Annotated in this window: 27 protein-coding genes and 2 pseudogenes; 22 read left to right on the forward strand and 7 right to left on the reverse strand. The window is 69.8% G+C overall.

The window, feature by feature from the left end; all coding sequences use genetic code 11:
- The first annotated feature begins 2 nt into the window (after positions 1-2).
- The 5 genes from Aple_RS01930 to Aple_RS01950 are packed head-to-tail and all read left to right on the forward strand — an operon-like array spanning position 3 to position 4,872.
- Positions 3-1,238 (forward strand): DUF3500 domain-containing protein, encoded by a 1,236-nt coding sequence (locus Aple_RS01930; RefSeq protein WP_155342654.1) that lies wholly within the window; start codon positions 3-5, stop codon positions 1,236-1,238.
- A gap of 18 nt (positions 1,239-1,256) precedes the next feature.
- Entirely contained in the window at positions 1,257-2,417 is a 1,161-nt protein-coding gene (locus tag Aple_RS01935) for a Rieske 2Fe-2S domain-containing protein (protein WP_170321234.1), read from the forward strand.
- A 43-nt stretch (positions 2,418-2,460) separates the two neighbouring features.
- Positions 2,461-3,474, forward strand: coding sequence for a PDR/VanB family oxidoreductase (locus tag Aple_RS01940; protein ID WP_155342656.1), 1,014 nt, complete (start codon positions 2,461-2,463; stop codon positions 3,472-3,474).
- 1 nt (position 3,475) lies between these two features.
- Entirely contained in the window at positions 3,476-4,225 is a 750-nt protein-coding gene (locus Aple_RS01945; protein WP_155342657.1) for a class II aldolase/adducin family protein, read from the forward strand.
- Entirely contained in the window at positions 4,222-4,872 is a 651-nt protein-coding gene (locus Aple_RS01950) for an MBL fold metallo-hydrolase (protein WP_155342658.1), read from the forward strand. The genes Aple_RS01945 and Aple_RS01950 overlap by 4 nt, the downstream gene beginning before the upstream one ends.
- Positions 4,873-4,885: 13 nt before the next feature.
- On the opposite strand, the gene Aple_RS01955 is transcribed toward Aple_RS01950, so the two are convergent.
- Genes Aple_RS01955 through Aple_RS01975 form a run of 5 tightly spaced genes read right to left on the reverse strand, consistent with a single transcriptional unit; the run spans position 4,886 to position 8,927 of the window.
- Positions 4,886-5,683 carry an SDR family oxidoreductase gene (locus tag Aple_RS01955; RefSeq protein ID WP_155342659.1) on the reverse strand — a complete coding sequence of 266 codons (798 nt, stop codon included), beginning with the start codon at positions 5,681-5,683 and terminating at the stop codon, positions 4,886-4,888.
- Positions 5,680-6,099, reverse strand: coding sequence for a carboxymuconolactone decarboxylase family protein (locus Aple_RS01960; protein ID WP_155342660.1), 420 nt, complete (start codon positions 6,097-6,099; stop codon positions 5,680-5,682). The genes Aple_RS01955 and Aple_RS01960 overlap by 4 nt, the downstream gene beginning before the upstream one ends.
- A gap of 1 nt (position 6,100) precedes the next feature.
- Complete coding sequence (gene dmpG / locus Aple_RS01965) at positions 6,101-7,117, reverse strand: 4-hydroxy-2-oxovalerate aldolase (protein WP_155342661.1); 1,017 nt, start codon at positions 7,115-7,117, stop codon at positions 6,101-6,103.
- Positions 7,114-8,073: an acetaldehyde dehydrogenase (acetylating) gene (locus Aple_RS01970; protein ID WP_155342662.1), complete on the reverse strand. Its 960-nt coding sequence runs from the start codon at positions 8,071-8,073 to the stop codon at positions 7,114-7,116. Before Aple_RS01970 ends, dmpG begins: the two co-directional genes overlap by 4 nt.
- Entirely contained in the window at positions 8,070-8,927 is an 858-nt protein-coding gene (locus tag Aple_RS01975) for a 2-keto-4-pentenoate hydratase (RefSeq protein ID WP_155342663.1), read from the reverse strand. Before Aple_RS01975 ends, Aple_RS01970 begins: the two co-directional genes overlap by 4 nt.
- Positions 8,928-9,007: 80 nt before the next feature.
- On the opposite strand from Aple_RS01975, the gene Aple_RS01980 reads away from it, so the two are divergent.
- The 6 genes from Aple_RS01980 to Aple_RS02000 all read left to right on the forward strand — a co-directional run bounded on the left by Aple_RS01980 (position 9,008) and on the right by Aple_RS02000 (position 15,036).
- Positions 9,008-9,769 carry an IclR family transcriptional regulator gene (locus Aple_RS01980; protein ID WP_218038066.1) on the forward strand — a complete coding sequence of 254 codons (762 nt, stop codon included), beginning with the start codon at positions 9,008-9,010 and terminating at the stop codon, positions 9,767-9,769.
- Between the two features lie 149 nt (positions 9,770-9,918).
- A complete protein-coding gene (locus Aple_RS01985) occupies positions 9,919-10,686 on the forward strand; it encodes a FadR/GntR family transcriptional regulator (RefSeq protein WP_155342665.1) in 768 nt (255 codons plus the stop codon).
- Between the two features lie 246 nt (positions 10,687-10,932).
- Positions 10,933-11,835: a hypothetical protein gene (locus Aple_RS51750; RefSeq protein WP_170321235.1), complete on the forward strand. Its 903-nt coding sequence runs from the start codon at positions 10,933-10,935 to the stop codon at positions 11,833-11,835.
- On the forward strand, positions 11,832-13,007 hold the full coding sequence (locus Aple_RS01990; protein ID WP_170321236.1) for a Rieske 2Fe-2S domain-containing protein: 1,176 nt from the start codon (positions 11,832-11,834) through the stop codon (positions 13,005-13,007). Before Aple_RS51750 ends, Aple_RS01990 begins: the two co-directional genes overlap by 4 nt.
- A gap of 8 nt (positions 13,008-13,015) precedes the next feature.
- Positions 13,016-14,239 carry a CaiB/BaiF CoA transferase family protein gene (locus tag Aple_RS01995; protein ID WP_155342667.1) on the forward strand — a complete coding sequence of 408 codons (1,224 nt, stop codon included), beginning with the start codon at positions 13,016-13,018 and terminating at the stop codon, positions 14,237-14,239.
- Positions 14,236-15,036, forward strand: a complete 801-nt coding sequence (locus tag Aple_RS02000) for an enoyl-CoA hydratase/isomerase family protein (RefSeq protein WP_155342668.1) — start codon at positions 14,236-14,238, stop codon at positions 15,034-15,036. The genes Aple_RS01995 and Aple_RS02000 overlap by 4 nt, the downstream gene beginning before the upstream one ends.
- Before the next feature lie 125 nt (positions 15,037-15,161).
- Here the strand turns inward: Aple_RS02000 and Aple_RS02005 are convergent, their stop codons facing one another.
- Positions 15,162-15,479: an IS110 family transposase gene (locus tag Aple_RS02005; protein ID WP_155342669.1), complete on the reverse strand. Its 318-nt coding sequence runs from the start codon at positions 15,477-15,479 to the stop codon at positions 15,162-15,164.
- Positions 15,480-15,583: 104 nt separating this feature from the next.
- Between Aple_RS02005 and Aple_RS02010 the strand changes: the two genes are divergently transcribed.
- From Aple_RS02010 to Aple_RS54150, 11 genes and pseudogenes are all read left to right on the forward strand, one after another.
- A complete protein-coding gene (locus Aple_RS02010) occupies positions 15,584-16,807 on the forward strand; it encodes an acyl-CoA dehydrogenase family protein (protein WP_155342670.1) in 1,224 nt (407 codons plus the stop codon).
- Positions 16,804-17,556: an SDR family NAD(P)-dependent oxidoreductase gene (locus tag Aple_RS02015; RefSeq protein WP_155342671.1), complete on the forward strand. Its 753-nt coding sequence runs from the start codon at positions 16,804-16,806 to the stop codon at positions 17,554-17,556. Before Aple_RS02010 ends, Aple_RS02015 begins: the two co-directional genes overlap by 4 nt.
- Before the next feature lie 21 nt (positions 17,557-17,577).
- The gene (locus tag Aple_RS02020) at positions 17,578-18,471 is read left to right on the forward strand and encodes a 3-hydroxyacyl-CoA dehydrogenase family protein (RefSeq protein ID WP_218038067.1); all 894 of its coding nucleotides are present in this window, start codon (positions 17,578-17,580) and stop codon (positions 18,469-18,471) included.
- Positions 18,468-19,337, forward strand: a complete 870-nt coding sequence (locus Aple_RS02025; RefSeq protein WP_155342673.1) for a 3-hydroxyacyl-CoA dehydrogenase family protein — start codon at positions 18,468-18,470, stop codon at positions 19,335-19,337. The genes Aple_RS02020 and Aple_RS02025 overlap by 4 nt, the downstream gene beginning before the upstream one ends.
- Positions 19,334-20,119 carry an enoyl-CoA hydratase-related protein gene (locus Aple_RS02030; protein WP_155342674.1) on the forward strand — a complete coding sequence of 262 codons (786 nt, stop codon included), beginning with the start codon at positions 19,334-19,336 and terminating at the stop codon, positions 20,117-20,119. Before Aple_RS02025 ends, Aple_RS02030 begins: the two co-directional genes overlap by 4 nt.
- The gene (locus Aple_RS02035) at positions 20,116-21,171 is read left to right on the forward strand and encodes an acyl-CoA dehydrogenase family protein (RefSeq protein WP_155342675.1); all 1,056 of its coding nucleotides are present in this window, start codon (positions 20,116-20,118) and stop codon (positions 21,169-21,171) included. Before Aple_RS02030 ends, Aple_RS02035 begins: the two co-directional genes overlap by 4 nt.
- Complete coding sequence (locus tag Aple_RS02040; protein WP_155342676.1) at positions 21,168-22,838, forward strand: AMP-binding protein; 1,671 nt, start codon at positions 21,168-21,170, stop codon at positions 22,836-22,838. Before Aple_RS02035 ends, Aple_RS02040 begins: the two co-directional genes overlap by 4 nt.
- Positions 22,835-23,962 (forward strand): CaiB/BaiF CoA transferase family protein, encoded by a 1,128-nt coding sequence (locus Aple_RS02045; RefSeq protein ID WP_218038068.1) that lies wholly within the window; start codon positions 22,835-22,837, stop codon positions 23,960-23,962. The genes Aple_RS02040 and Aple_RS02045 overlap by 4 nt, the downstream gene beginning before the upstream one ends.
- A gap of 39 nt (positions 23,963-24,001) precedes the next feature.
- Positions 24,002-24,877: a 3-hydroxyacyl-CoA dehydrogenase family protein gene (locus Aple_RS02050; RefSeq protein ID WP_155342677.1), complete on the forward strand. Its 876-nt coding sequence runs from the start codon at positions 24,002-24,004 to the stop codon at positions 24,875-24,877.
- Positions 24,874-25,029, forward strand: a pseudogene (locus Aple_RS54145) (thiolase family protein); the annotation flags it as partial. The gene Aple_RS02050 and the pseudogene Aple_RS54145, both read left to right, overlap by 4 nt.
- A 47-nt stretch (positions 25,030-25,076) precedes the next feature.
- Positions 25,077-25,244, forward strand: a pseudogene (locus Aple_RS54150) (3-oxoadipyl-CoA thiolase); the annotation flags it as partial.
- Positions 25,245-25,276: 32 nt separating this feature from the next.
- On the opposite strand, the gene Aple_RS02060 reads toward Aple_RS54150, so the two are convergent.
- A complete protein-coding gene (locus Aple_RS02060) occupies positions 25,277-26,020 on the reverse strand; it encodes an alpha/beta fold hydrolase (RefSeq protein ID WP_155342678.1) in 744 nt (247 codons plus the stop codon).
- Positions 26,021-26,072 lie beyond the last annotated feature (52 nt).

A 26,072-nucleotide genomic window follows, 5' to 3' on the forward strand; every position in this document is an offset into this window, starting at 1 on the left:
GGATGGCGAACAAGACTTTCAGCGCCCTGCGAGGAGTGGGGGCCCGGCCGGCCGACCTTCCCGTCCTCGACGGCGTGCTGTACGGCGAGCCGCTGCTTCCCGCCGTCCCCGCCTACGAGCTGTCCGCCGCGCTGCGCAACGTCACACAGCCCTACGTCGGACTGACCACCGACGGCACCCCGATGCGCGGGCTCTACCAGCTCGCCGACACCGGCGCCAACCACAAGGCTGCGGTCGACGCCGCCCAGGCCTTCCTCGCATCCCTCACTGACAGCGAGCGGATGTGCACTCAGATGCCGCTCGACTCCGATGAGTGGCGGACGTGGACCAACGCCTTCGTGATGTGGCCCGCGAAGGGCGTGCGCCTCGAGCGCATCTCGCAGGCCAAGCGCGACCTCGTCCTCGATCTCATGCGCGAGAGCCTGAGCGAGGAAGGCTATGAGTCGGCCCGCAACTGCATGAGGCTCAACGCCGCCCTCGGCGAGCTCATCGGCCTCTACACCGACACCCTCACCGAGTTCGCCTACAACTTCCTCGTCTTCGGCGAACCGAGCACGACGGAGCCGTGGGGCTGGCAGATCATGGGCCACCACGTCGACATCAACTGCGTCTTCGTCGGCTCCCAGCTCGTGCTCGCGCCCGTCTTCCTCGGTGCCGAGCCGAACTTCTCCCTCGACGGCGCCTACGCCGGAACCCGAGCTCTAGACCTCGAGACCGACAAGGGGCTGGCGTTCCGCCGCAGTCTGACGGAGTCGCAGGAGGACGCGTTCCTCCTCAGCCGGACCGTGCTCGCCGAGGATCTGCCCGCGGAGCTGGCCGGCCCCTTCAACGGTCGCCATGTCGGTGGCGCCGGACGCGACAACCAGGTGCAGCCGTACGAGGGCATCAAGGGCTCCGAGCTGAGCGCGGACCAGCAGGGCCTGCTGCTGGACCTGGTCGACGTCTACCTCAGCCGGCTGCCGGGCGTGCACGCGAAGGCCAAGCGACGTCAGGTGGAGGACCACCTCGACGAGACCCGGTTCTGCTGGCGCGGCGGGCACGACGACGTCGCCGCCTTCTACTACCGCGTCCACTCGCCGGTGCTGTGGGTGGAGTACGACAACCACCCCGGCATCTTCCTCGACAACGAGGAGCCGGAACGCTTCCACATCCACACCATCGTGCGCGAGCCCAACGGCAATGACTACGGCAAGGACCTCCTGGCCCAGCACTACGCGCTCCACCACTCAGCTCGCTGAGCACCGAAAGGGATCGTCGTGACCATCACCGCACCTCCGGCTCCGGCCAACGCCGCTCTCAGCCCGTTCGAGACAGGACCGGGCACTCCAGCAGGAAGGTACCTGCGCAGCTTCTGGCAGCCCATCCGCCTCTCCACGGACCTGCCCGCAGGCACCGCGACCCCGATCAAGGTGATGGGTGAGCGGTTCACCCTCTATCGCGGCACGGGCGGCAAGGCGCACGTCACGCAGCCCGGATGTCCGCACCGCCGGACGATGCTCTCCCTGGGCAACGTCGAGGGCGACTCGCTGCGCTGCATGTTCCACGGCTGGAGGTTCGGCGAGGACGGTCGTTGCGAGGAGGCTCCGGGTCAGGGCCCGACGCTGCTGAAGCGGCAACGAGTCAGGGTGTACCCGACGCACGAGACGTACGGCGTGATCTTCGCCTACTTCGGGGAGGGCGAGCCGCCGAGGTTCCACGACATCGCCGGCTTCTCCAAGAAGCACGGCCGTGACATGACCTCGGCCCTGGTGCGGGACACCGGCACCTACAAGCGGGGCTGCAACTACTACATCAACGTCGAGAACGCGCTCGACCTGGCTCACGTGGCCTACACCCACAAGCTCTCCTCCGACCCGAGCATCACCGAGGTCGGCTTCGACCCGGGGGTGATCCGCGTCCGCGACGTCACCGTCGAGCGGATGGACTTCGGGATCCGCGCCGTGGAGGTCGAGCACGAGTCGGATCCCGTGATCTCCACGGTCATGCTCCCCAACGCCATGCATCTCCTCGTCCCGCAGCGCGACGGCTGGCTGGAGCAGGTGGCGTGGCGCGTGCCGGTCGACGACGAGTCGCACTACAGCATCCAGATCACGGCGATGCACACCGACGAGGCCGGCAAGGAGAGGTTCGAGGCGTACCAGGCCCGCAAGGCGGATCTGATCGCCAAGTACCCCTCCACCGACGAGTGCGCCACCGCGATTTTGCGAGGTGAGAAGACCCTGTTCGACTTCGCCGACCACCCCGACCTGGTCAACATCGAGGATCACGTGGCCCAGATGGGCATGCAGTGGATCGACGAGCCCGGCAAGGAGAACCTGGCGCAGTCCGACAAGGCGGTCCTTCAGCTCCGCCGCATGTTCGTCAGCAGGCTCGGCGACTTCGTGGCCGGCACACCGGTGGGGGACAGCGACTGGTGAGACCGGACGGACCACTCATGCAATCTCAGAAAGCAGATCATTCATGACTTCAGCGATCGACACGCGCGAGGCTTCTGCGGCGTCGGAGGCGTCGCCGTTGGGTACGTCGCTGCTTCTGGTCGTGACCGACGTCCGACTGGCCGCGGAAGGGGTCGTCACGATCACCTTCGTCGACCCCGATGGCGAGCAGCTGCCCGCATGGGAGCCCGGCGCCCACCTGGAGATCCTCCTTCCCAGTGGGCTGCGCCGCCAGTACTCGCTGTGCGGCTCTGCGTCGGACCGTCATCGGTACCAAGTCGCGGTCCTGAAGGAGACCGAGGGGCGTGGCGGCTCCGTGGAGATCCATGACACCGGCCTGGTCGGCAAGATCCTTCCCGTCGACGGGCCGAGGAACCACTTCGCGCTGGCGCCCTCGCGGCGGTATCTGTTCATTGCGGGCGGCATCGGGATCACCCCGATCTTCGCCATGATCCAGGCGTTGCCGGAGGGTGCGGACTGGGAGCTTCACTACGGCGGTCGGACCGCGCGCAGCATGGCCTTCGTCGAGGAGCTCCGCAGCATCTCCAGCGACCGGGTCCACGTCGTTCCCCAAGACGCCGAGGGGTTACTGCCCATCGACGCCATCGTCGCTGCGGCCGACGCCGACACGGCCATCTACTGTTGCGGACCTGGGCCGCTGCTCGACGCCGTTCAGGACGCGCGGGCCCGGCTCGCGCCGGCCGCGGCGTTCCACTTCGAGCGGTTCGCCGCCTCGGCCACCAGGCCGGCCGCCGCCGATCTCGGAGACGACCAGACCGTGGAGGTGGTGCTCGCCCGTACCGGGGTGACCCTCGAGGCGGGGCCGGAGCGGTCCTTGCTCGACGCGATCCGGGACGTGGTGCCGGCGGTGCCGTTCTCGTGTACGGAGGGCTACTGCGGAAGCTGCGAGGCGCGGGTCCTCGAAGGGACGCCCGACCACCGCGACGAGATCCTGACCGAGGCCGAGCGAGCCGCCGGAGACACCATGTTCCCCTGTGTCAGCAGGGCACTCACACGGCGATTGGTCCTGGACATCTGACATGAGCGACATCGAAGACATCGGGACAGGCCTGGCGGAAGCCCATGGAGCGTTGGCGGTAGCGGGGCTCGGCGACATGGTGTGGGGCCACGTCAGCTCTCGCGATCCGGACGGTCGTGGAGTGTGGATGAAGGCTGCCGGCTGGGGGTTCGAGGAGGTCACGCCCGAGCGGGTGGTTCTCGTGTCGCCCGGCGGCGAGGTGCTTGCCGGCACCGGGCGTCGGCACATCGAGTATCCGATCCACACGCGAACGATGGCGGCGCGGCTCGACATCGGCGCGGTCGTTCATTCCCATGGCGAGGCCGCAGCCACCTTCGCGTCGCTGGATGTTCCCTTGAGGGCGCTGAACCACGCCGCCGCTCCGTTCCTCGAGCAGACCGACATCCCTCGCTACACCGACTCGGGCGACCTGATCCGGACCGACGACCTCGGCGACGGGCTGGCTCGGGCACTGGGTGACGCCGCGGGAGTGCTCATCCCCGGACACGGGTTCGTCGTGGCCGGGCCCACGATCGCCATCGCAGTCATGCGCGCAGCCCTCCTGGAGACGGCCTGCCGCGTTCAGCTGAGCGCCTTGGCCGCCGGTGGCCCCAGGCGGTGGTCGGACGAGGCGGAGCTCGAGAGCAAGCGCCACACCGTGTGGAACCCCGAGCAGTACCAGGCCGGCTACGACTATCTCGTCCGGCAAGCGCGCAGCGGCGCCTCGGCCCGTACGGCGTCCTTCCCGGTGCAACCACAGGAGACCCGATGACCTCGGCGTTGACCCTCACCCATCTCGGCCACTCGTGCGTCCTCCTGGAGTTCGCCACCGGCACTCGGGTCCTCGTCGATCCCGGTGCCTACGGTCCCTCCCTGAGCGACATCGCGGCGGTGGACGCGGTCGTGGTCACCCATGCCCATCCGGATCATCTCGATCTCGATCACCTCGCCCAGGTCACGGCGACGTCGGGCATCGTCCCGCTCTTCGGCGCTCCTGACGTCGCCGAGCTGGTCCGCGAGGCCGAGGTCGAGTTCCACGCCGTGGAGGCAGGTGGCTTCTCGATCGGGAGCGTCGACGTCACGGCGGTGCTCACCACCCATGAGCAGCTCTATCCGGGAGTGCCTCTGCCGATCAACTACGGCTTCGTGTTCGGCGGGCGCGTCTTCGCGCCGGGCGACTCGCTCAGCGCGGTGCCCGTGGACGCCGACGTGCTGCTGGCGCCGCTGGGGGCGCCGTGGATGAAGTTGTCGGAGGGCATCGACTACGTGCGTCGCATGGCGGCGCGCACTGTGATCCCGATCCATGACGCCGGTCTCGCTCCGGTGCACCGGGCACTGCATCGCATGCTGCTCGCCAACTTCGCCCCTGAAGGCACCACAGTCACCACGCTCGACGTGCTCGAGCAGATCGAGCTGTGAGTCGACAGCCCCGTCACATGCTGTTCGAGGCGCTCCCGTCCACAACCACGTCCGAGCCGGTCAGGTTGGGCACCAGACCAGCAGCCATCAGCAGCGCGAGCTCGGCGATCTCGTCAGGACTCGTGATGCGCCGGGTCGGGGTCTGAGCCAGATCCGAGGCTGCGATCTCGTCTTCGCTCAGGCCGGTCTCGGCGGCCTTCCTGGCCTTGTACGTGGCGTACCGGTCTGTGTCGACCCGGCCGGGGCTGATCACATTCGATCGGATCCCGTCTGCGCCGAAGCCCTTCGAGATGCCCTTCGAGACGACACGGAGCGCCGCATTGGTGGTGCCGACGACCAGCTGGTTCGCTCCCGGCTCGCGGCCGCCCGTCCCGGCGATGTTGATGATCTGCCCGCCACCCACTGCCTGCATGTGCGGGATGGCGAGTCGGATCATGCGGATGGCACCGAGCAGCTTCAGCTCCCAGCTCGCCAGGAAGTCCTCGTCGGTGAGGTTCAGGAACTCGCTGGAGGGCGCCGAGCCGGCGTTGTTCACCACGATGTCCAAGCGTCCGCCGAAGGAGATGCACTCCTCGACCAGCTGGCGCGGACCGTCCGCCGACCTCAGGTCGACCGCGACGGCGCGCGCGTCGACGCCGTCCTGGGTCAGCGCTGCCAGCGCGGCCTCGAGGTCGGCCTCTCCGCGGGCTCCGATGACGACCTTGGCCCCGGCCTGACCCAGGCGCCGGGCGATGGATCGCCCGATCCCCTTGCTGCCGCCGGTGATCACGGCGACCTTTCCGGCGAGGGAGACGGGTGCGGTCGTGGTCATGAGCTCTTCTTCTCCAGGAACTCGGCGACGATCGGTCTGGCTTCTTTGGTGGCACGGAGAGCGACGGGATAGCCGGCGTACGCGGCGAGCTGCGCGCACATCTCGAAGAGCTCCTCAGGGGTGAGGAACCCGTTCCGCAGAGCCCCGCCCACGTGCAGCGCGAACTCGTGCCAGTGTCCGTTCGTCGCGAGGGTCGACATGGTCACCAGGCTGCGGGACCGCTCGTCGAGGACGCCCCGGTCCCATACGCCGGCCCAGACGTTCTCGGTGATGAAGCGCTGGAAGGGGGCCGAGAAGGAGTCGGATGCACCGAGCGCCGCGTCGACGTAGGTGTCGCCCAGAATGCGCCGCCGGACCGCCAGCCCTCGCTCCATTCTGTCGTCTCCAGCCGGCGTGCTGTCAGGGTCGCTGCTCATGTCAGGAGGCCTCCGATCCGGTCAGTTGCAGAGCGATGTCGACGATCATGTCCTCCTGCCCGCCGACCAGCTTGCGTCGTCCGCACTCCATCAGGACCTCTCGGACGTCGACGCCGTACCGTGCGCCGGCCGCCTCGGCATGACGCAGAAAGGACGAGTACACGCCGGCGTACCCGAGGGTGAGCGTCTCTCGATCGACACGGACAGGGCGATCCTGAAGCGGTCGCACCAGGTCGTCGGCGGCGTCTTGAAGCGCGAAGAGGTTGCAGCGGTGCTCGAAGCCGGACAGGTCGGCCACTGCGACGAAGGCCTCGATGGGGCAGTTGCCCGCGCCCGCGCCCTGCCCGGCCAGTGAGGCGTCGACACGGAGCGCGCCGGCCTGGACCGCGACGACGGAGTTCGCCACCGACAGGGACAGGTTCTCGTGTGCGTGGATCCCGATCTCCGTGACCGGATCGAGCACGTCCCGGTAGGCGCGCACACGCGCCGTCACGTCGCTCATCGTCAAGCGCCCACCCGAGTCGGTGACGTACACGCAGTGCGCGCCGTAGGACTCCATGAGCTTGGCCTGTGCCGCCAGCGCGTCGGGCTCGGCCATGTGAGAGAGCATGAGGAACCCGGACACGTCCATCCCCATCTCGCGCGCTGCGGCGATGTGCTGGGCGGAGATGTCCGCTTCGGTGCAGTGAGTGGCCACGCGGACCGAGCGCACGCCCAGCTGGTAGGCGCGGCGCAGGTCGGCCACGGTGCCCACCCCCGGCAGCAGGAGGGTCGTCAGGCGGGCCTTCTCGATGACGTCGGCTGCCGCCTCGATCCACTCCCAGTCCGTATGGGAACCGGGACCGTAGTTGACGGAGCCGCCCGCGAGCCCGTCGCCGTGACTGACCTCGATGGCGTCGACGCCGGCTTCGTCGAGCGCGCGGACGATCGCCTGGAGCTGGCCCGCGCCCAGCCGGTGTCGCACCGCATGCATGCCGTCGCGGAGCGTGACGTCCTGGATGAACAGACGGTGGGTCATGCTGTCGCCTTCGCGTCGGTGTGAGCATCGGCCATCCGCTCGGCGACCTGGAGCGCCGCGGAGGTCATGATGTCGAGGTTGCCGGCGTAGGCCGGCAGGTAGTGCGCGGCGCCTTCGACCTCGAGGAAGGTCGACACCTGGTGCGTGGGCCGTTCGTCCTCGGGCGAGGCCAGGAGGGTCCAGACGGGCTGGTCCTGGGGAATCGGCGTGATCTGAACCTTCTGCTTCAGCCGGTACCCGGGCACATAGGAGGCGACGTCCGCAGTCATCTCCTCGATGGACTGCTCGATCCGCTCACGGACTCCGGGGTCGCCTGCACGAACCAGGCAGAAGACGGTGTCGCGCATGATCAACGGCGGTTCCGCGGGGTTCAGGATGATGATGGCCTTCCCGCGTTCTGCGCCGCCCACCTCGACGATCGCCTCCGAGGTCGTCTCGGTGAACTCGTCGATGTTCGCTCGGGTGCCGGGCCCCGCCGACCTGCTCGCGATCGAGGCGACGATCTCCGCGTAGGCCACCGGTGCCACCCGCGACACCGCTGCGACGATCGGGATCGTCGCCTGGCCGCCGCACGTCACCATGTTGACATTCGTTGCCGACAGGTGCTGGTCCAGGTTCACAGCCGGGACGACGAACGGCCCGACGGCCGCCGGCGTGAGGTCGATGAGGCGCTTGCCGAGGGGAGTGAGCTTGGCGGCGTTGGCGCGGTGGGCGCCGGCGGACGTGGCGTCGAAGACGATGCCGATGTCGTCGAAGCCGGGCATCGCCACCAGGCCGTCGACCCCGTCCGAGGTCGTCGCCACACCCAAGCGGCTCGCCTTGGCGAGTCCGTCCGAGTGGGGGTCGATCCCGACCATGGCGCCCATCTCGAGGTGCGTGCTGGTCTTCAGGACCTTGATCATGAGGTCGGTTCCGATGTTGCCGGAGCCGATGATCGCCACCTTGGTCTTCGTCATCGGTGCTGCTCCTCTGCGGTTGTGCCGGCTCGATCCGCCACCTGGTCCACTCCGGCGAACCGGGCGTGCACCCGGCCGAGCCCGGTGATGTCGGCGACGGCCGTGGCGCCCGGACGCACTGCCCTCATCGGCCCGAGGGCTCCGGACAGGATGATGTGGCCGGCTCGGAGTGGGTCCCCCAGCTCCCGAGCCTGTCGCGCGAGCCACTGCACCGCCAGCAGGGGGTCGCCCAGACACGCGGAACCGTCGCCGGTCGACTCGTCCTGTCCGGTGACGCGCATGGTCATCTGCACCTCGCGGAGGCTCACCTCGCTGAGGGTGACCCGCTGCTGCCCGAGGACGAACGCCCCGGCGGACGCGTTGTCGGCAACGGTGTCCGCGAAGCTGATGTCCCAGTCCTGTACGCGGCTGTCCACGATCTCCAGCGCGGCCACGACGTGGTCGACCGCGGCGCGGATCTGATCGAGACCCAGGTCACCCTCGTCGAGGTCCTCGGCCAGGACGAAGGCGACCTCGGCCTCGATCCTGGGCTGCAGCAACCCGGTCATGGGCACCAGGTCGGCCTCCGCATACTGCATGTCGTCGAACAAGACGCCGAAGTCGGGCTGGTCCACCCCGAGCTGGGCCTGGACCGCGGGCGAGGTGAGCCCGATCTTGTGCCCGATTGCGCGGGCGCCGCCGGCCAGGCGTCTCTCGGTGAGCTCGCGCTGGACGGCGTAGGCGGCTTGCAGGTCGTGGGCGCCGATGAGGTCGCGCACCGGGGGACAGGCGAACCCCGACGCGCGAGCTGTCTCGAGCCGGCGCACGGCGGCGAGGATCTCGTCTCTCGCGACGGACGCGGACGGGAGTTGCATGGCGGCAACTGTCCCCCCTGCGTCGCCCGCTGAACAGACCTACGTCTCGGTGAGCGAAACGTTCGGCTACGATGCGAGATGTGACGGTCGGCACGAAGACAGTTCTCGGCAAGGCGACGCTGATCCTGCGGTCCTTCGCCATCGGCGACCAGGCGCTGCCGCTGGCGGAGCTGGTCCGTCGCACCGAGCTGCACAAGGCGACCGTCTACCGGCTGTGCCAGGAGCTGGTGGCGCTCCGGCTCCTCTCGAGGGACGGCTCCGGCTATCGGGTGAGCGGCGGCCTGTTCGAGCTGGGAATGCGCGCCTCTGCCGAACGCGGCCTGCTCGAGCTGGCCATCCCGTTCCTGCAGGACCTGTACGAGCGGACTCACGAGACGGTCCACCTGGGAGTGCTGGACGGCGCCGAGGTCGTCTACGTCTCCAAGATCAACGGTCACAGGCAGGTGCGCAGCCCCTCGCGCGTCGGTGGGCGGATGCCGCTGCATTGCACCGCCATCGGCAAGGTGCTGCTCGCGTTCGGCGACCCCTCGCTGCGGCAGTCGGTGTTGTCCAAGCCGCTGGAGCGGAGAACGCCGCACACCATCGTCGCCCCGGGGAGCCTGTCGAAGGCGGTGGCTGCGATCCGGCGCACCGGGGTGGCCTTCGAACGAGAGGAGTCGGCTCTGGGCATCACGTGCGTCGCCGCACCGCTCGTCGGCGCCGACGGCGCGGTGGCGGCGATCAGCCTCACCGGCCCCACGGGGCGCTTCCGGCCGGAGCGGCATGTCGGGGCACTCCGCGCGACGGCGGTGGCCTTGAGCAACGCGGTGCGGCGCGGGTTTCCCGGGCATCGGGACGGGTGACGGTATCAACATTCGACATTCGACACGTTGTCAATGCTCGACATGTCCTGGGATAGGGTGCGTCCACCGGTGCAGCGTCGCAGGGGCCGATCTCGGGGCGTCCCGAGATCTACTGTCCGGGGATGTCTCGGGCGCGGAATAGGACGGATATGAAGCAGGAGAGGTCCGGCGAAGCGTCGAAGGTCATTGGACGCAAGGTGCTCCGGCCCCGGCAGCAGGTGGAGGAGACGATCCGTGAGGCGATCCTCTCCAACGAGCTGCAGCCAGGCGAGATGCTCCCCCCGGAGGCAGAGCTCGCCCGACAGTTCAACGTCAGCCGGACGACCCTGCGAGAGGCTCTCCGGACCCTGACCTCGCAGCACCTCATCACGAAGGTGCCGGGCGCAAGGGGCGGGAACTTCGTCCAGTCGGTCGACTACCGCTCGCTCGGTGCGGTGATGAGTGAGTCCGTCGAGAACCTGCTTGCCCTCGGCACGGTCGAGTTCGACGAGGTCGCCGATGCCCGGCAGCTGCTGGAGGTCCCGTCCGTCCAGCTGGCGGCTGTCAACCGCGGCGAGGAGGAGCTGAAGGGTCTGCAGGAGATCGTCGAACGGCAGAAGACCGCCTCCGTGGACGATCCGGAGATTCCCGAGCTGGACCGCGCGTTCCACACCTTGATCGCACGCGCCTCCGGAAACCGGGTGCTGGCGAGCTTCGTCGAGGCGCTTCATCATGCGACCGAGCCGGTGCACTACCTCGAGCTGTCCCCCGAGGTCGGCCGGGAAACCGTCCTGCAGCATCAGCGCATCCTGCGTGCGATCGAGCAGCAGGACCCCGCCGCGGGCGAGGAGGCGATCGTCGAGCACCTGACCTACCTCCGCAAGCACATCACCACTCATCAGGCAGCGGAGCGGGACGGCGCGTCGCCGACCCCCTAGGCAAGCAGGCATGACGCGATGCCCGCTCGGCGGGCATCTCCGGTCCTCGCCCTCCGTCCCCGTCAGGACCGCGCAGCAGTAGACCGTGGCTCCCCCTCCGCGCCCCGCGCGTAGGGGGAGCCACCGTGCTTCTGAGGGGCCTCATCCGGTTGACATGCAGTCTATTGTCGGTCAACATGACGAGGTCGTTAACGAGATGGCATCTCGTATTACGAGATATCATCTGTCAGCCGTGAAGGACGCTCCTTGACCCGAGACGAAGCACTTCTGCCGGTTCCGCCGCGTCCCGCTCAGTTCTTCGAACTGAGCGCCGACTACGTCGTCGCCGACGCCGCCGGGCAGCTGTCGACGGGATGGAGGCTCGGAACGGGTGAGCACTCCTGGCTCTACCGCGCCCAGAACTTCGTGATCGGCCTGACCTGGCTGGACGCGGGCAGCGAGCTGCGCCACGTCGACACCCCCGACGAGCACGTGCTGGCCGTCCTGGACGAGGCCTCGGTGGAGGTGTCCGCGGGGGGAGAGGGCCCCGTGCAGGTCGGGGGTCAGTCGCTGGTCGTCGTTCCGGCAGGCGAGTCTCGCGTCGTGGGAAGCGCTCCCGGCTTCGTGCTGAGTGTCTTCACGGCCCGCGCCACTGAGGTGCTGGCCCAGGCGCGGAACAGCCAGGCCTACGCCGTACGCGATCCTGCGGTCGAGGAGCTCCCCGCGCTGACGCCCTCGCGCGCGCCGCGCGGTCTTCAGGTCTACTCCGTGGCTGACTTCGAGGCCGTGGGGGAGGTGCCCGGGCGACCTTTCCGGACCGACTCCCTGACGGTGAACTGGTTCGAGCCCGAGGTCGGACCTGCCGACACGAACCGGATGACGCCGCACAGCCATGCCGACTACGAGCAGGCCAGCGTGACGCTCGCCGGTGAGTACGTCCACCACGTGCGGAGGCCATGGACGGCGCGACTGGCCGACTGGCGCGCCGACGAGCACGTACACGTGACGAGTCCGTCGATCACCATCATCCCGGCCGGGAACATCCACACGAGTCGACCCATCGGCGCCGGGTTGAACCAGCGAATCGACGTGTTCGGAGTGCCGCGTCCCGACTTCGTCGACCGCGGCATGTTCATCAACAAGGCCCTGTACGAAAGGAGCTGGTCGTGACCACAGTACTGCCGCCGGAGCCTCTGGCCGATCGGGCCAGGACGCTCACCCCCTTCGAGACCGGACCGGGAACCCCCGCTGGTCGGTACCTGCGCAGCTTCTGGCAGCCCATCGCTCGCTCTGTCGACCTGGAGGCCGGGCAGGCCCAGCCGGTCACGATCATGAGCGAGGAACTCACGCTCTTCCGGGGTGAGAGCGGACGGCCGGTGGTGATGGACGCCTTGTGTCCGCACCGGCTGACCAAGCTGTCGATCGGCAATGTCGAGGGCGATGCGATCCGCTGCCAGTTCCACGGCTGGAAGTTCGGCGCTGACGGGCGCTGTGTCGAAGCCCCGTTGCAGACCCCGGCCCTCCTCGAGCGCGTCACCATCGGGACGCGTCCGGTCCGCGAGGAGTTCGGGCTGATCTTCGTCTACCTCGGCGAGGGGCCGGAGCCGGAGTTCCCCGACATCGCGGCGTACTCACGAGCTCATGGGTACGGGCTTGCATCCGCCCCCGTCCTCGAAGCCGAGGTCTACCGCCGGTACTGCAACTGGTATCTCAACCACGAGAACTCGATGGACCTGGCGCATGTGCCCTACACGCACGCGCTGTCGGCCAACCCGGAGCTGACTCGCACCGGATTCTCCGGCGATGCCGCCGTCGTGCGTGACTTCACCGTCGAGCGCCTGGAGTACGGCGTCAGGGTCGAGGAGGTCGACGACGAAGGACTCCACGCCCGGGTCACGGTCCTGTTCCCCAACGTGATGCACCTGATCATCCCTATGCGCATCGGAACGCTCGAGAACCTCTACTGGCGCGTTCCCATCGACGACGAGAGCCACAAGGGCTTCGGGATCATGTCGATCCACACCGACGAGGAGGGTGCTCGTGAGTGGCGACAGACCCAGAAGGAGCTCGAGGAGGTCGCCGCGAAGTATCCGCTCACCGAGGACTGCGCCCAGCAGATCATTCGCGGTGAGAAGAGGCTGATCGACTTCGTCGACCACCCCAAGCTGCAGGGCATCGAGGACGCGCTGACGCAGCAGGCGATGCGCCATATCGCCGATGCGAACCTGCAGAACCTGGGCAGGTCGGATCGAGCCATCCTCCAGCTCCGGCGCATGTTCCTGAGTCGCGTCGCCGAGTTCGTCGCCGGTGAGCCGTCGGCCTCCGACATCTGGCCGAGCTAGCGGTGACGATGGCTGACTCTGCGAGTGGCCCCCTGGTCGGGGTCCGCGTGGTCGACATGACCACGTCGTACGCCGGGCCGACCGCGGCGATGTACCTCGCCGACCTCGGAGCCACGGTGATCAAGGTCGAGCGGCCCGGTCGCGGCGACGACGCCCGCGGGTGGGGTCCGCCGTTCGTCGAGGGGGCCTCTGCGTGGTTCGCGTCCGCGAACCGCAACAAGGGCTCGCTGGTCGTCAACCTCCGCGCGCCGGAAGGCCGGGAGGTGCTGCTGCGCCTGCTCGACACCGCAGACGTCTTCCTCCAGAACATGAACCCCGGGAAGCTGACCCGTCTCGGCATCGACGGAGACACCCTGCGGGCCCGCAACCCACGCCTGGTCTACTGCGCGATGTCGGGCTTCGGTCTCGACGGCCCCGACAGTGACCTCCCCGGCTACGACCTGGTCGCCCAGGCGCGCTCCGGGCTGATGTCGGTGACCGGCGCGAAGGGTGGCACCCCCCAGCGGGTCTCCACGGCCCTGTCCGACGTGGTCACCGGCATGGCGGCCGCGGTCGCCATCAACGCCGCGCTGGTCCGCCAGGCTCGGACGGGCGAGGGGGAGACCATCGACGTCTCCCTCCTCGACACCGACCTGGCGCTCATGGCGCCCCGGATCGCGGCGTACAGCGCCGGCGAGCCGGAGCCGGCACCGAGCGGCGGCACCGACTCGGTGCTCGCCGTCTACCAGTCCTTCGAGGCCGCCGACCGCACCATCGTGGTCGCGATCGGAAACGACGCGATGTGGAAGCGCTTCTGCGGCGCGGTCGGGCTCCCCGACCTCGCGGCGGATCCGGCCCTGGCCGACAACGCCGGACGCCGCGACCAGCGGACCCGGATCACCGCCGAGGTCGGGGAGCGGCTGGCCACACGATCGGCCTCCGACTGGCTTCGCATCCTCGGGACGGCCGAGATCCCGGTCTCGCTGGTCCAGACACTCGCCGAGGTGGTCAAGGATTCGCAGGTCATCGCGCGCGGCTCCCTGCTTCCCGTCCCCGGCTTCCAGCAGGAGCTCGTGAGCGTCCGCAGCCCCTTCCGGCTGGCCTCCCAGGACACCCCCCGCAATGAGCGCTTCCCCGGGCTCGGCGCGGACACCCGCACGATCCTGGTCGACCTGGGCTACAGCGATCAGCAGGTGGACGAGCTCGCCGCCGCCGGTGCCGTCGGGCTGCCCAAGGGGGTGCTCGCCTCGTGACCGGCCCTGTCCGCACCGAACGCCGCGGTGCGGTCGTGGTCGTCACGATCGACCGACCTGAGGTCTTCAACGCGCTGAACGCCGAGGTGCTCGGGCGGCTGCGAGCTGCCGTGCTCGACGCGGAGGACGAGCCGTCGACCCGCGCCGTCGTGGTCACCGGATCGGGAGACAAGGCCTTCAGCGCCGGTGCTGATCTCAAGGAGCTCGCGGGCATGGGACCCGACGAGGCCCGCCGCACCATGGAGGCCGGGCAGCGCGCCATGCGCGACATCGAACGGGCCGCGGTCCCGGTCATCGCAGCCGTCAACGGCGTGGCTCTCGGCGGTGGCTTCGAGCTCGTGTTGGCCTCCACGTTCCCGGTGTTGTCCACGCGAGCGTCGCTCGGGCTGCCGGAGGCGGGACTCGGCCTCATCCCCGGGTACGGCGGCACGCAGCGACTGCCGCGTCTCATCGGCGCCCCTGCGGCCGCCCACCTGATGCTCACCGGCTCACGGCTGGACGCCGAGCGAGCCCACCAGCTCGGGCTGACCCCCGTCCCGCCCGTCGCGCCCGAGGACCTGCTCGGCACCGCGACCGGCATCGCGGAGACGATCGCAGCGCAGGGCCCGACGGCGGTGCGCTCGATCCTCGCCGCACTCGAGGCCGGCCGTGACGCTCCGCTCGACGCCGGCCTGCGCGTCGAGACCGGGCTCGCCGCACTGGCCGTCAGCGGCGCCGAGTCCAACGAGGGCGTGGGCGCGTTCCTGGCCCGGCGGCCAGCCGCCTTCGCCGACCCCGTCCGGCAGGAGCCAGCATGAGTTTCCTGAGTCAACCCTCGATCCTCAGCGGTTCGAGTGTGCGTCAACGGTCGTCGGTGTCAAGGTCGTTCGTCCTCGCTGTGCTGCGGGCGCTCCACCTTGACTCCTCCTCGTCGTTGACGCGGTCAGGCCGCTGTGGGGATCCGGGTTGTGCTGGTGTGGAGCTTGGGCTGGTAGGCGGTGTTGGTGTGCCAGCAGGCCCAGACCACACGCAGCCAGGAACGGGCCAGGATTCGAGCGGCGGTGGGGTGTCGCTGTCCGCGGCTGCGGGTGAGCAGCTGCAGGTTCCGGGTCGCTTCATCCAGCGGCTGGAGCCGGGCGAGTCGGTGTCCGTCGGTGCGCAGGTAGTCGGCCAGCTTGTAGCTGTCCCCGGGGTCGGACTTCGACTTCGAGGCACCCCAGCGCGGTCGGGCAGCGTGGAAGGCGTCCCAACCCACAAACATGATTCCTCCTCCACCGTGGTCGTGTTTGACTCGTCGGTGTCGAGGTCTCGTTGCCGCATGCTCACGGCCATCCCTGACAGGCCCTCAAGAGAAAGGGTCCCCCAGTGAGCATCGAGCCGCTCGATCTCGACGCGAGCCCCAAGGCGTACGTCGCCCTCCACGACGCGCTCGACGAGCCTGCTGCCGATGCGGCGCTGACCGAGCGCGAGCTCGAGGTCCGGGCGGTCGCCCGCAATGTGGTCTCCCGCGAGGTCGCGCCCCGCGCCGCTGGGCTCGACGAGGCGGAGGACTTCGCGCACGACAGTGTCCAGGCGCTCGCCTCCGCGGGCCTCATGGGGCTCGTCTTCCCCGAGCGGCTCGGCGGCACCGACGACACCAACGTCGCGTACGCCGTCGCCATGGAGGAGATCACCGCCGGGTGCGCGGCCACCTCACTGGTCTTCATGACCCAGATGCACGCGGCGTACCCGATCCTGATCGCTGGCAGCGACCAGCTCGCCGAGCGGTACGTCCCCGGCCTGGTCGGCGGTTCGACCTACGGCTCGCTGGGCATCACCGAGCCCCAGGCCGGCAGCGACGTGGCCAGCCTCCGGACGACGGCCCGGCCCACCGGGGACGGCTACCTGCTGAACGGCTCCAAGACCTTCATCACCACCGGCGACCGCGCCGGGGTGATCATCTGCTTTGCGACGACCGACCGGTCGCTGGGCCGGCGCGGCATCACCGCCTTCGTCGTCGATGGCAGCTGGGAGGGCGTCACGCACGGCCGGCCGTTCGCCAAGCTCGGCATGCACGGCTCGAGCACCGCAGAGCTCTTCTTCGACGGCGTGTGGATCCCTGCCGACCACCTCCTGGGAGACGAGGGCGGGGGATGGCAGGTCGTGATGAGCTCGGTGGTGAAGTCGCGCATCAGCGCGGCGGCCCAGGGTGTCGGCCTGGCTCGGGCGGCGTACGCGCGGACGTTGGCGTTCCTGACCCGGCAGCACGGTGCTCGGCTGCCCGACGAGCAGACCTTCGTGCTGGCCGAGCTGCGCGGCCGGATCCTCCAGGGCCGCCTCCTGCTGCACGCGGTGGCACGTCAGGTCGACAGCTCGACCGACATCCCGACCGGCCAGATCGGCATGATGAAGCAGGCCTGCACCGACCTCGGGTTCTCCACGGCGGTGGCCGCCACCCGGCTCCTCGGACCTTACGGCGACCTCGCCGTCCTCGGCGTTGAGCGATGCCTGCGCGATGCCAAGGTCACCCAGATCTACGACGGCACCAACGAGATCCAGCGGCTGTTGATCGGCCGCGAGACCACCCGCGCGATGGGAGAGCTGTCATGACCGACCTCACCGGCAAGGTCGCCATCGTCACGGGTGCCGGGCGCGGCCTCGGGCGATCCATGGCTGAGGCCCTCGTCCGTGCTGGTGCCTCGGTCACGGTCGCGTCCCGCACCTCCGGCGAGCTTGAGGCGTTCGTCGAGGAGGCCAAGGCGGGCGGCGGCGAGGCGCTCGCCTGCCCGACCGACATCACCGACGAGGCGTCCGTCCAACGGATGGTCCAGGCGACCGTCGAGACCTTCGGGCGCCTCGACATCCTGGTCAACAACTCCGGGATCGTCGCCTCGACGCCGCTGCTCGACCAGCCCGCCGACGAGTGGGACCAGGTCCTCGCCACCAACCTGCGCGGGACCTACCTGGCCACCCGGGCGGCCGGGCGCCACCTGACCGCCCAGGGCTCGGGCAAGGTCGTCAACATCGCCTCCAACTTCGCACTCCAGGGTGTGCCCAACCACGCGGCGTACTCGGCCTCGAAGGCCGGCGTCATCGCCTTCACCCGGTCGATCGCCATGGAGTGGGCGCGCGCCGGCGTCCAGGTCAACGCGATCGCGCCCGGCTACTTCGCCACCCCGTTGAACGCCGACCTGCGCGAGGACGCCGACACGTTCGCGAAGGTCGTGCGCGCCATCCCCGCCCGCCGCATGGGGGAGCCCGACGAGCTCCAGCCGTGGCTGCTGCTGCTGGCCGGCAGCGCCTCGGACTTCATGACCGGCGAAGTCATCGTCATCGACGGCGGCCAGTCGGTCCGCTGACCGCATATCCCAGGAGTATCAGTGAGCAACAAGAGCAAGACCGTCGCCGTCCTCGGCGCCGGGACCATGGGGTCGGGCATCGCGACCGTGATGGCCCGGGCCGGGCACCGGACCGTCCTCTTCGACGTCGACGAGACCAACCTCTGCCGAGGCATCGACACCGTGCACGCGTTCTTCGACCGCAGCGTGCAGCTCGGGAAGCTCGACGGCTCGGCCGGGCAGGCCGCGAAGGACGCCTTGGTCGGCAGCACCGACCTGACCGACCTGGCGCCGTGCGACGTGGTCGTCGAGGCGGTCTTCGAGGACCTCGCCCTGAAGAAGGAGACCTTCGGACGGCTCGACGAGATCGTCTCGGAGTCGACCCTCTTCCACACCAACACCTCGACGCTCTCGGTCACCGGCATCGCGTCCGGCTCCCGCCTCCCGGAGCGGGTCGTCGGCACCCACTACTGCAACCCGGCGCCGCTGATGAAGCTCGTCGAGGTCGCGGACGGCCGCCACACGGCCGACTGGGCTCACAAGGCGACCGTCGAGTTCCTCGCCTCCCTGGGCAAGACCAGCGTGGTCACCAAGGACCGCCCCGGCTTCATCGTCAACCGCTTCCTCATCCCGTGGGAGAACTCCTGCATCGCCGCACTCGAGGCAGGCATCGCGAGCAAGGAGGCGATCGACGAGGCCGTCCTCGGCTCGCTCGGTCACCCGATGGGCCCGTTCCGGCTGCTCGACATCGTCGGCCTCGACGTCCACCAGCAGGTCGCGACCCGGCTCTACGAGCAGCTGCGTGACCCGCGCTTCTTCCCGCCGCCGATGGTCGAGCGGATGGTCGCGGCAGGCGACCTCGGCCGCAAAACCGGCCGCGGGTTCTACGACTACGACGACACCCGTCTCTTCGGGTCTGAGAGGAGAGCTCGATGAACGACTTCCAGAGGATCGGACTGCTCGGCTTCGGGACCATGGGTGCCGGAGTCGCGCAGGTGTTCGCGGCCTCCGGACGCGACGTGGTCGTCCTCGACACCGACTCGACCCGGATCGGGAGGGGGGCGGACGCGGCCGCCGACTTCCTCGCGGGCGGGGTGGCCCGCGGCAAGCTCACCGAGGACACCAAGGAAGCGGTGCTGAGCCGGATCACCGGGACCACCGAGGTCGCCGATCTCGCCGGCGTCGACCTCGTGGTCGAGTCGGTCACCGAGGACGCCGAGCTCAAGAAGGCGCTGCTCGCGCGAGTGGCCGACGTGGTCGGGGCCGACACCCCGATCCTGACCAACACCTCGGCCCTGTCGGTCACCGACCTGGCCGCGGCGCTCCCCCACCCGAGCCGGGTCGCGGGCCTCCACTTCTTCAACCCCGCACCGATGATGCGCACCGTCGAGGTGGTCCGAGCGCTGCAGACCGACGAGGCGCTCATCGATCGGCTCGTCGCATTCGTCGACACGCTGGACGGCAAGAAGCCCGTCGTCGTCGAGGACCGGCCCGGGTTCCTCGTCAACGCGCTGCTGCTGCCGTACCTCAACGACGTCATCGCCGAGTACGACGACGGGCTGGCCACCGCCGACGACATCGACCTCGCGCTCCGCCTGGGGCTCGGCTACAAGTCCGGACCGCTCGAGATGCTCGACATGATCGGCCTCGACGTCCACCTGCGCGCGACCGCGAGCGCCCACGCCGCCACCGGCGACGACCGCTACGCCCCGCCGCCGCTGCTGCGGAAGATGGTGGCCGCCGGACGGCTGGGAGCCAAGAGCGGCCAGGGATTCCGCACCGGGAAGAAGGACAGCCGATGAACGTGCCGACGTACGACGACATCCTGACCGCCACCGACGGAGCGGTCCTCACGATCACGCTCAACCGTCCCGAGGCCGGCAACAAGCTCCGCCACCAGACCTGCCTGGAGCTGTTCGACGCGCTCCAGCGCTTCCGCCTCGACCCGCAGCTGCGGGCGGCGGTTCTCACCGGTGCCGGCGAGAGGTTCTTCTGCATCGGCGGCGAGCACGACCCGGTGACGTCGCTGGACCAGTCGCAGGTGCTGCCGATCATCGACGTCTACCAGGCGATCGACACGATCCCGAAGCCGATCATCGCCGCGGTGAACGGCTTCGCGGTCGGCGGCGGCAACGTGCTCCACACCGTCTGCGACCTCACGATCGCCTCGGAGAACGCGGTCTTCCGCCAGGTTGGCCCGATGGTCGGCAGCTTCGACGCCGGCTACGGGTCCTGGTACCTCGAGGACACCGTCGGCCGCAAGCGTGCCAAGGAGATGTGGTACCTCAACCGCAAGTACTCCGCAGAGCAGGCGCTCCTCATGGGACTGGTCAACGAGGTGGCCCCTCCGCAGGACCTGCAGACGCGGGCGACCGAGGTCGCCCGGGAGATCACCCTGCGGAGTCCCCTGGCGATCGGCGGCCTGAAAGGGGCCTTCTCGGCTCGCCACAACGGCGTCTCGGGGCAGGCCCGGATGGCACACGACCAACAGCTCTCGCTCTACCTGCAGACCCAGGAGGCCCACGAGGTCAGCGCCGCGTTCGCGGGCCACCGCGACCCCGATCCCGAGAGCTTCTGGTCATGACCTGGCGGGGCCCGACCCTCGACGCCGACCAGCTCGACCTGCTGAGCATGCTGCAGAGCCTCGCCGGCGACCGGGACCTGACGCTGACCGACACCCCCGATGTCGTGCACGGGCTCGTCACCGCACTCGCCGAGCTCGGCGTCTGGACACTGGGCACCGAGGAGTCGTACGGCGGAGGCGGCGCAGATGCCGTCACCACCGCAGTCGCCTGGACGCAGCTGGGTCGCAGCTGGCCGGCGCTCGGCTGGGCCTCGGTCCAGGCACACGCGGCCGTGGACGTCGTAGGCCCCGAAGCCCGGTGCGCGCAGCTCGTCGGCACCCTGCACACCGGTGCCGCCGCCGTGGCGGTGGTGGACGCGAGCTCGCCCCACGTTCGCCTGGCCTGGGACGGCGACATCCTGCGGGGCACGGTCGACCGAGTCGACGCCGCTTCGGAGGAGCCGCACCTGCTGGTGCTGGACGGCCCGGGCTCCGCCCTATCGGTGCGGCCATCGGCGCTGACGACCACTGCCCTCCGGCGTACCGGCCTCGGCGGAGCGCTCACCCGCTCGGCGCGGGTCGAGGCCGGAAGCGACGACGTGGTCGAGCTGCGCGGCGTGGATGCCGACCGAGCGCGGGCGCGGCTGCACCGCGGCGCCGCCCTGGTCGCGGCCGGGATCGCGTCCGCGGCCGTGGACGCCGCGACCGCCTACGCCGCCGAGAGGCATCAGTTCGGCGACGCGCTGACTGCGCTCCCGACGGTGCGCCAGTCGCTGCTCGAGCAGGCTGCCGGCGCGTCGGTGGCCCTCACCGCCGCACTCGACCCACTCACCGACCCGATTCGCGCACTCGCTGCAGCCCGGGAGGCCTGTGACGGCGCGGTCGAGGTCGCAGCAGCGGCGCTCCAGTCGCACGGCGGCTACGGCTACCTGACCGAGTACCCCGCCGAGCGCCTTCTTCGCGACGCCGTCTCTCTGCGCGCCGCAGTCGACCTGCACGGCGCAGCCGTGCGTGCTGCGCGCCTGCTGGTGGGACGGCCGGACACCGACACCCTGCACAGGAAGGCGTCATGACCACGACCCCGACCTACCCGAAGCTGGCCGATGTGCTGGACGGCCAGCGCACCCCCGTCACGGACGAGGTCGCCCGAGAGTGGCGCGAGGCGGGATGGTGGGAGGAGCGCTCGGTGCGCTCGCTGCTCACCCAGGCAGCCCGGGTCCATCCCGATCGGGTCGCCCTCGTCGGTCGCCGCACGCAGGGCGACCGCGTGACCCGCACCTACCGGGAGTTCGACGCCAACGCACACCACGCCGCAAGCGTCTTCGCCTCGCTCGGCGTCGGCGTGGGCGATGCCGTCGTGCTGATGCTGCCGAACTGGGTCGAGTACCCCGAGATGGTCTTCGGGATCAACGAGCTGGGCGCCGTCTACGCCGGCATCCCGGTCGCCTACGGCGAGCGGCAGGCCGCGGCCATCCTGCGCAGGAGCAAGGCCAAGGTGTTGGTGGTTCCGCGCCGCTGGCGCAGCATCGAGCATCTCGACCTCTCCCGTCGGCTGCGAGCCGAGATCCCGACGCTCGAGCACGTCGTCCTCCTCGACGACGACGAGTCCGACCTGCGCGAAGGCGAGTCGTCGTGGTCCAGCCACGACGACGTCCCCAGCCACACGCTCCCCGAGCCGGTGCCCAGCCGGGTCTGCTACCTCGGCTTCACCTCCGGTACGACCGGGGAGCCCAAGGGCGCCATGCACAGCCACAACACGCTGATCTACGCCATCCGGCGGCAGGTTGAGCACGTCGGTCCGCAGATGTACGGCGACCCCGTGGTCCACCTGGTCGCCTCACCCGTGGGCCACCACACCGGCTTCGCCTGGGGGATCGTGATGACGGTCCTGTTCGCCGGCACCGGGGTCTACGTCGATCGGTGGGACCCGGCGTGGGGAGTGCGGATCATTCGCGAGGAGCGGGTGACGACGTTCTTCGGCGCCCCGACGTTCCTGCAGGACATGATGCGCACCGACCTCGTCGACGACCCGGACTGCCCGCTGACCTGTCTCGTCATCGCAGGCTCCCCGGTGCCGCGCAACCTGCCCGCCCAGGCGCAGGAGGCGCTCGGCGCGTACATCGCGCCTGCGTGGGGCATGACCGAATGCAGCATCATGAGCTCCTGCACGCCCAAGGAGCCGCCCGCCATCCAGCGCACCGACGGCTCTGTCTTCGCCGGCTCCGCGGTTCGCGTCGTCGACGCCGAGGGCGACGACGTGCCGACGGGCGAGATCGGTGACCTGCTGATGCGCGGCCCGGGCGTCGTCTACGGCTACTACGACCGGCCCGACGCCACCGACGAGGCCTTCCTGGCGGGCCTGTGGTTCCGGACCGGAGACCGCGCCAGCATCGACGAGCACGGCTGGTTGAGCCTACGCGGCCGCAGCAAGGACATCATCATCCGCGGTGGCGAGAACATCCCGGTGACCGACGTGGAGTCCGTCATCTTCGATCACCCCGACGTCGTCAACGCCGCCGTGGTCGGCATTCCCGACGAGCGACTGGGCGAGCTCATCTGCGCGGTGATCGTGGTCAAGGAAGGCCGGCCCGAGCTGACGGTCGACACGCTTGCGGCGTACCTGCTCGAGCAGGGCCTCTCCAAGCACTACCTGCCGGAGCGGGTGGTCAGCCTTCCGGAGCTGCCCATGACGCCGAGCGGCAAGATCCAGAAGTTCAAGCTGCGGGAGATGCTGGGGTGAGCGCCGACCTGCTGCCCCTGGCGGGCATCAAGGTGCTCGACCTCTCGACATTGCTCCCCGGTCCGCTCGCCACGCTGTTGCTCGCCGAGGCGGGCGCCGACGTGGTCAAGCTCGAACGGCCGGGTCGGGGCGACGAGATGCGCAGCTACCTGCCGAGGTTCGGGGAGGCGAGCGCGAACTACGCCGTCCTGAACCGCGGCAAGCGTGCCTACGGCGTCGACCTCAAGGACCCGGTGCAGCGCGACCGTGTGCTCGAGCTCGCAGCAGAGGCCGACGTCGTGGTGGAGCAGTTCCGGCCGGGTGTCGCCGACCGGCTCGGGCTCGGGTACGACGCGGTGTGCGCGGTCAACCCGGACATCGTCTACTGCTCGATCACCGGGTACGGCGCGAGCGGTCCACACGCGTCCCGGGCCGGGCACGACCTCAACTACCTGGCGGAGTCGGGCCTGCTCGGCGTGGTCGTGGACGCCACCGGTTCGCCGACCCTGCCGGTGACCGTGCTCGCCGACATCGCCGGCGGCACCTATCCGGCGGTGGTCAACGTCCTGCTGGCGCTGCGTCGGCGTGACCTCGGCGGCGGAGGCGCCCACCTGCAGGTCTCGATGACGCACAATTTGCAGGTCCTCGCCTATGGCTACTTCGCCACCCACCAGGCCGGCGGGGGATGGCCCCGGCCGAGCGCCGAGCTGCTCACCGGCGGCAGCCCGCGCTACCACGTCTACCCGACCTCCGACGGCCGGCACATCGCCTGCGCGGCCCTCGAGCAGAAGTTCTGGGATCGCCTGGTGGAGCTGGTCGACCTCGACCAGAGGTTCCGGGACGACGAGGGCCAGGAGCAGGCGGTGATCGCGGCGCTCGGTGCGCGATTCGCAGCAGAGCCGAGTCACCACTGGCGGTCCGTCCTCGACGGCGAGGACGTCTGCACGGTGGTGGTCTCGACCTGGGACGAGGCGGTCGCCGCAGGACTCCTCGACGTCGATGCCCCCGAGCGGGTCGCCGCACCCGGCACCGGCCGGTCGTTCCCCACGCTGCCCAGCCCGATCGCCCAGGGCCTGCGAGGCACGCCGTCGACGACGGCGTACCCCTCACTCACCGACCTCGGCGACGACCCGCCGTGGGGCTGACCGTGCGCCAGAGGCGCCCCTACCTCTCCAGGAGCTCAGATGACCAGCACAGCACTTCCGTCCCGCATGGGCGTGTACGGCGGCGGCCGGATGGGCGCCGGCATCGCACACGCCTTCCTCCTGGCGGGCGCCGAGGTCACGGTCGTGGAGGTCGACGCGGACGCCGCCCGGATCACGCGCGAGACGGTGGTGCGCAGTCTGGTGAAGGCCGTCGAGCGAGGAGCCCTGTCGGGCCCGGTCGACGAGGTGGTCGAGCGGCTGCGGGCCGTCGCCGACCCGGAGGAGCTCGCCGACTGCGATCTGGTCGTCGAGGCGGTCCCGGAGGACCTCGGGCTCAAGGTCGAGGTGCTCACCGCCGTCGAGCGCATCGCCCCCGGCGCCGTCCTCGCCAGCAACACCAGCGCGCTGTCGATCGACCGCATCGCCGGCAGTCTGGCGAAGGCGGACCGGTTCCTCGGGCTGCACTTCTTCAATCCCGTGCCGGCCAGCGAGCTGGTCGAGATCGTCGTCGGCGCGAGAACGGCACCCGACCTGACCGAGGTTGCGCAGGACTGGGTCCGCGCGCTCGGCAAGACTCCGATCACCGTGACCGACTCACCGGGCTTCGCAAGCAGCCGGCTCGGCGTTGCGCTGGCTGTCGAGGCGATCCGCATGCTCGAGGACGGCGTGGCCACAGCGGCCGACATCGACGCCGCCATGACCTTGGGCTACAAGCATCCGGCCGGCCCGCTGAGGACGACCGACATCGTCGGCCTCGACGTCAGGCTCGCCATCGCGGAGCACCTGGCGGCCGAGCTGGGGGCGCGCTTCGAGCCCCCGACGCTCCTCCGGCAGAAGGTCGCCGCGGGAGAGCTCGGCCGCAAGACAGGCCAGGGCTTCTATGAATGGGACCGGGCGGGAGTGGTCGAGTCATGACTGCCGCCTTCGTGTACGCCGCGGTGCGTACGCCGTTCGGCCGCTTCGGCGGCGCTCTGGCCGAGGTGCGGCCCGACGACCTCGCCGCGACCGCGATCACCGGCGTCCTGGCGAAGGCACCGGGGCTGGACCCGGGCCGGATCGGCGACGTGGTGTGGGGCTGCGCCAACCAGGCGGGTGAGGACAACCGCAACGTCGGCCGGATGGCGGTGCCATCGCGATCGGCCATCCGCTCGGCGCGTCCGGTGGGCGGATCCTCGGCACGCTGGCCGCGCGGCTGCAGGAGTCCGGCGACCGGTACGGCGTAGCCGCGATCTGCATCGGCGTCGGCCAGGCGCTCGCCGTGGTGCTGGAGAACGTGGCGTGACCGCCGTCGGCTGCGACGCCGCCACGGCGCTGTCAGGCGGCGCCGGTGTCCTTCGCCCAGGCCGTCCCCTCGGCGGCGATCTGCGCCAGCGAGTCGGCGACGGCCCGGGGCGCGGTGATCATCAGATCGTGCCCGCCCTCGATCACCCAGAGCCGGTCCTCGGCTCTCGCCGCAGCCAGCAGCTCCTCGGGATGGACGCCGAGGTCCACGCTCCCGCTGGCGACGATGAGGTAGCGCGGGATCGCCGCGACCGCCTGCTCGTTCTGGAGGCTGAGCTCCTGGTCGAAGCACTTCCAGGCGTGGGGAGTGAGGCGCGGCAGGGCCCACGCGACGTCCTCCGGATCGGTGACCCCGAAGAAGCCCAGTAGGTCCTCGCTCGGAAGGAGGATGAGCTCGACGCCATCGACCACCTTGCTGCCTGCCCGCAGGTCGAACATCGGCAGGGCCTCGGCGGCCGTCCGCCCCTGCGGGGCGTCGAGGTAGACGAGCTTCCCGACCCGGCCGTCGGCGCGGTCGGCGGCCCCCCTGGCGACCATGCCGCCGATGCTGTGACCGACGAGGATGACGTCGCTCAGATCCTCGAAGAAGAGGAGATTGGCCACCTCGGTGATGTGCGTCTCCAGGTCGACATCGGGACTCATCAGGTGGGAGCGGTCACCAGAGCCCGTCAGCGAGGGCGAGTAGACGGTGTGGCCGGCCGCCTCGAGCCGGCGAGCGACTCGCTGGTAGCACCAGCCTCCGTGACCGCCGCCGTGTACCAGAACGAAGGTTGACATGGCGGAAACCTAGAGCCCGTCAGCCCAAAGTTCAACACTCATTTGTGTGGCC

The sequence above is a fragment of the Acrocarpospora pleiomorpha genome (assembly GCF_009687885.1).
GTDB lineage: Bacteria > Actinomycetota > Actinomycetes > Streptosporangiales > Streptosporangiaceae > Acrocarpospora > Acrocarpospora pleiomorpha.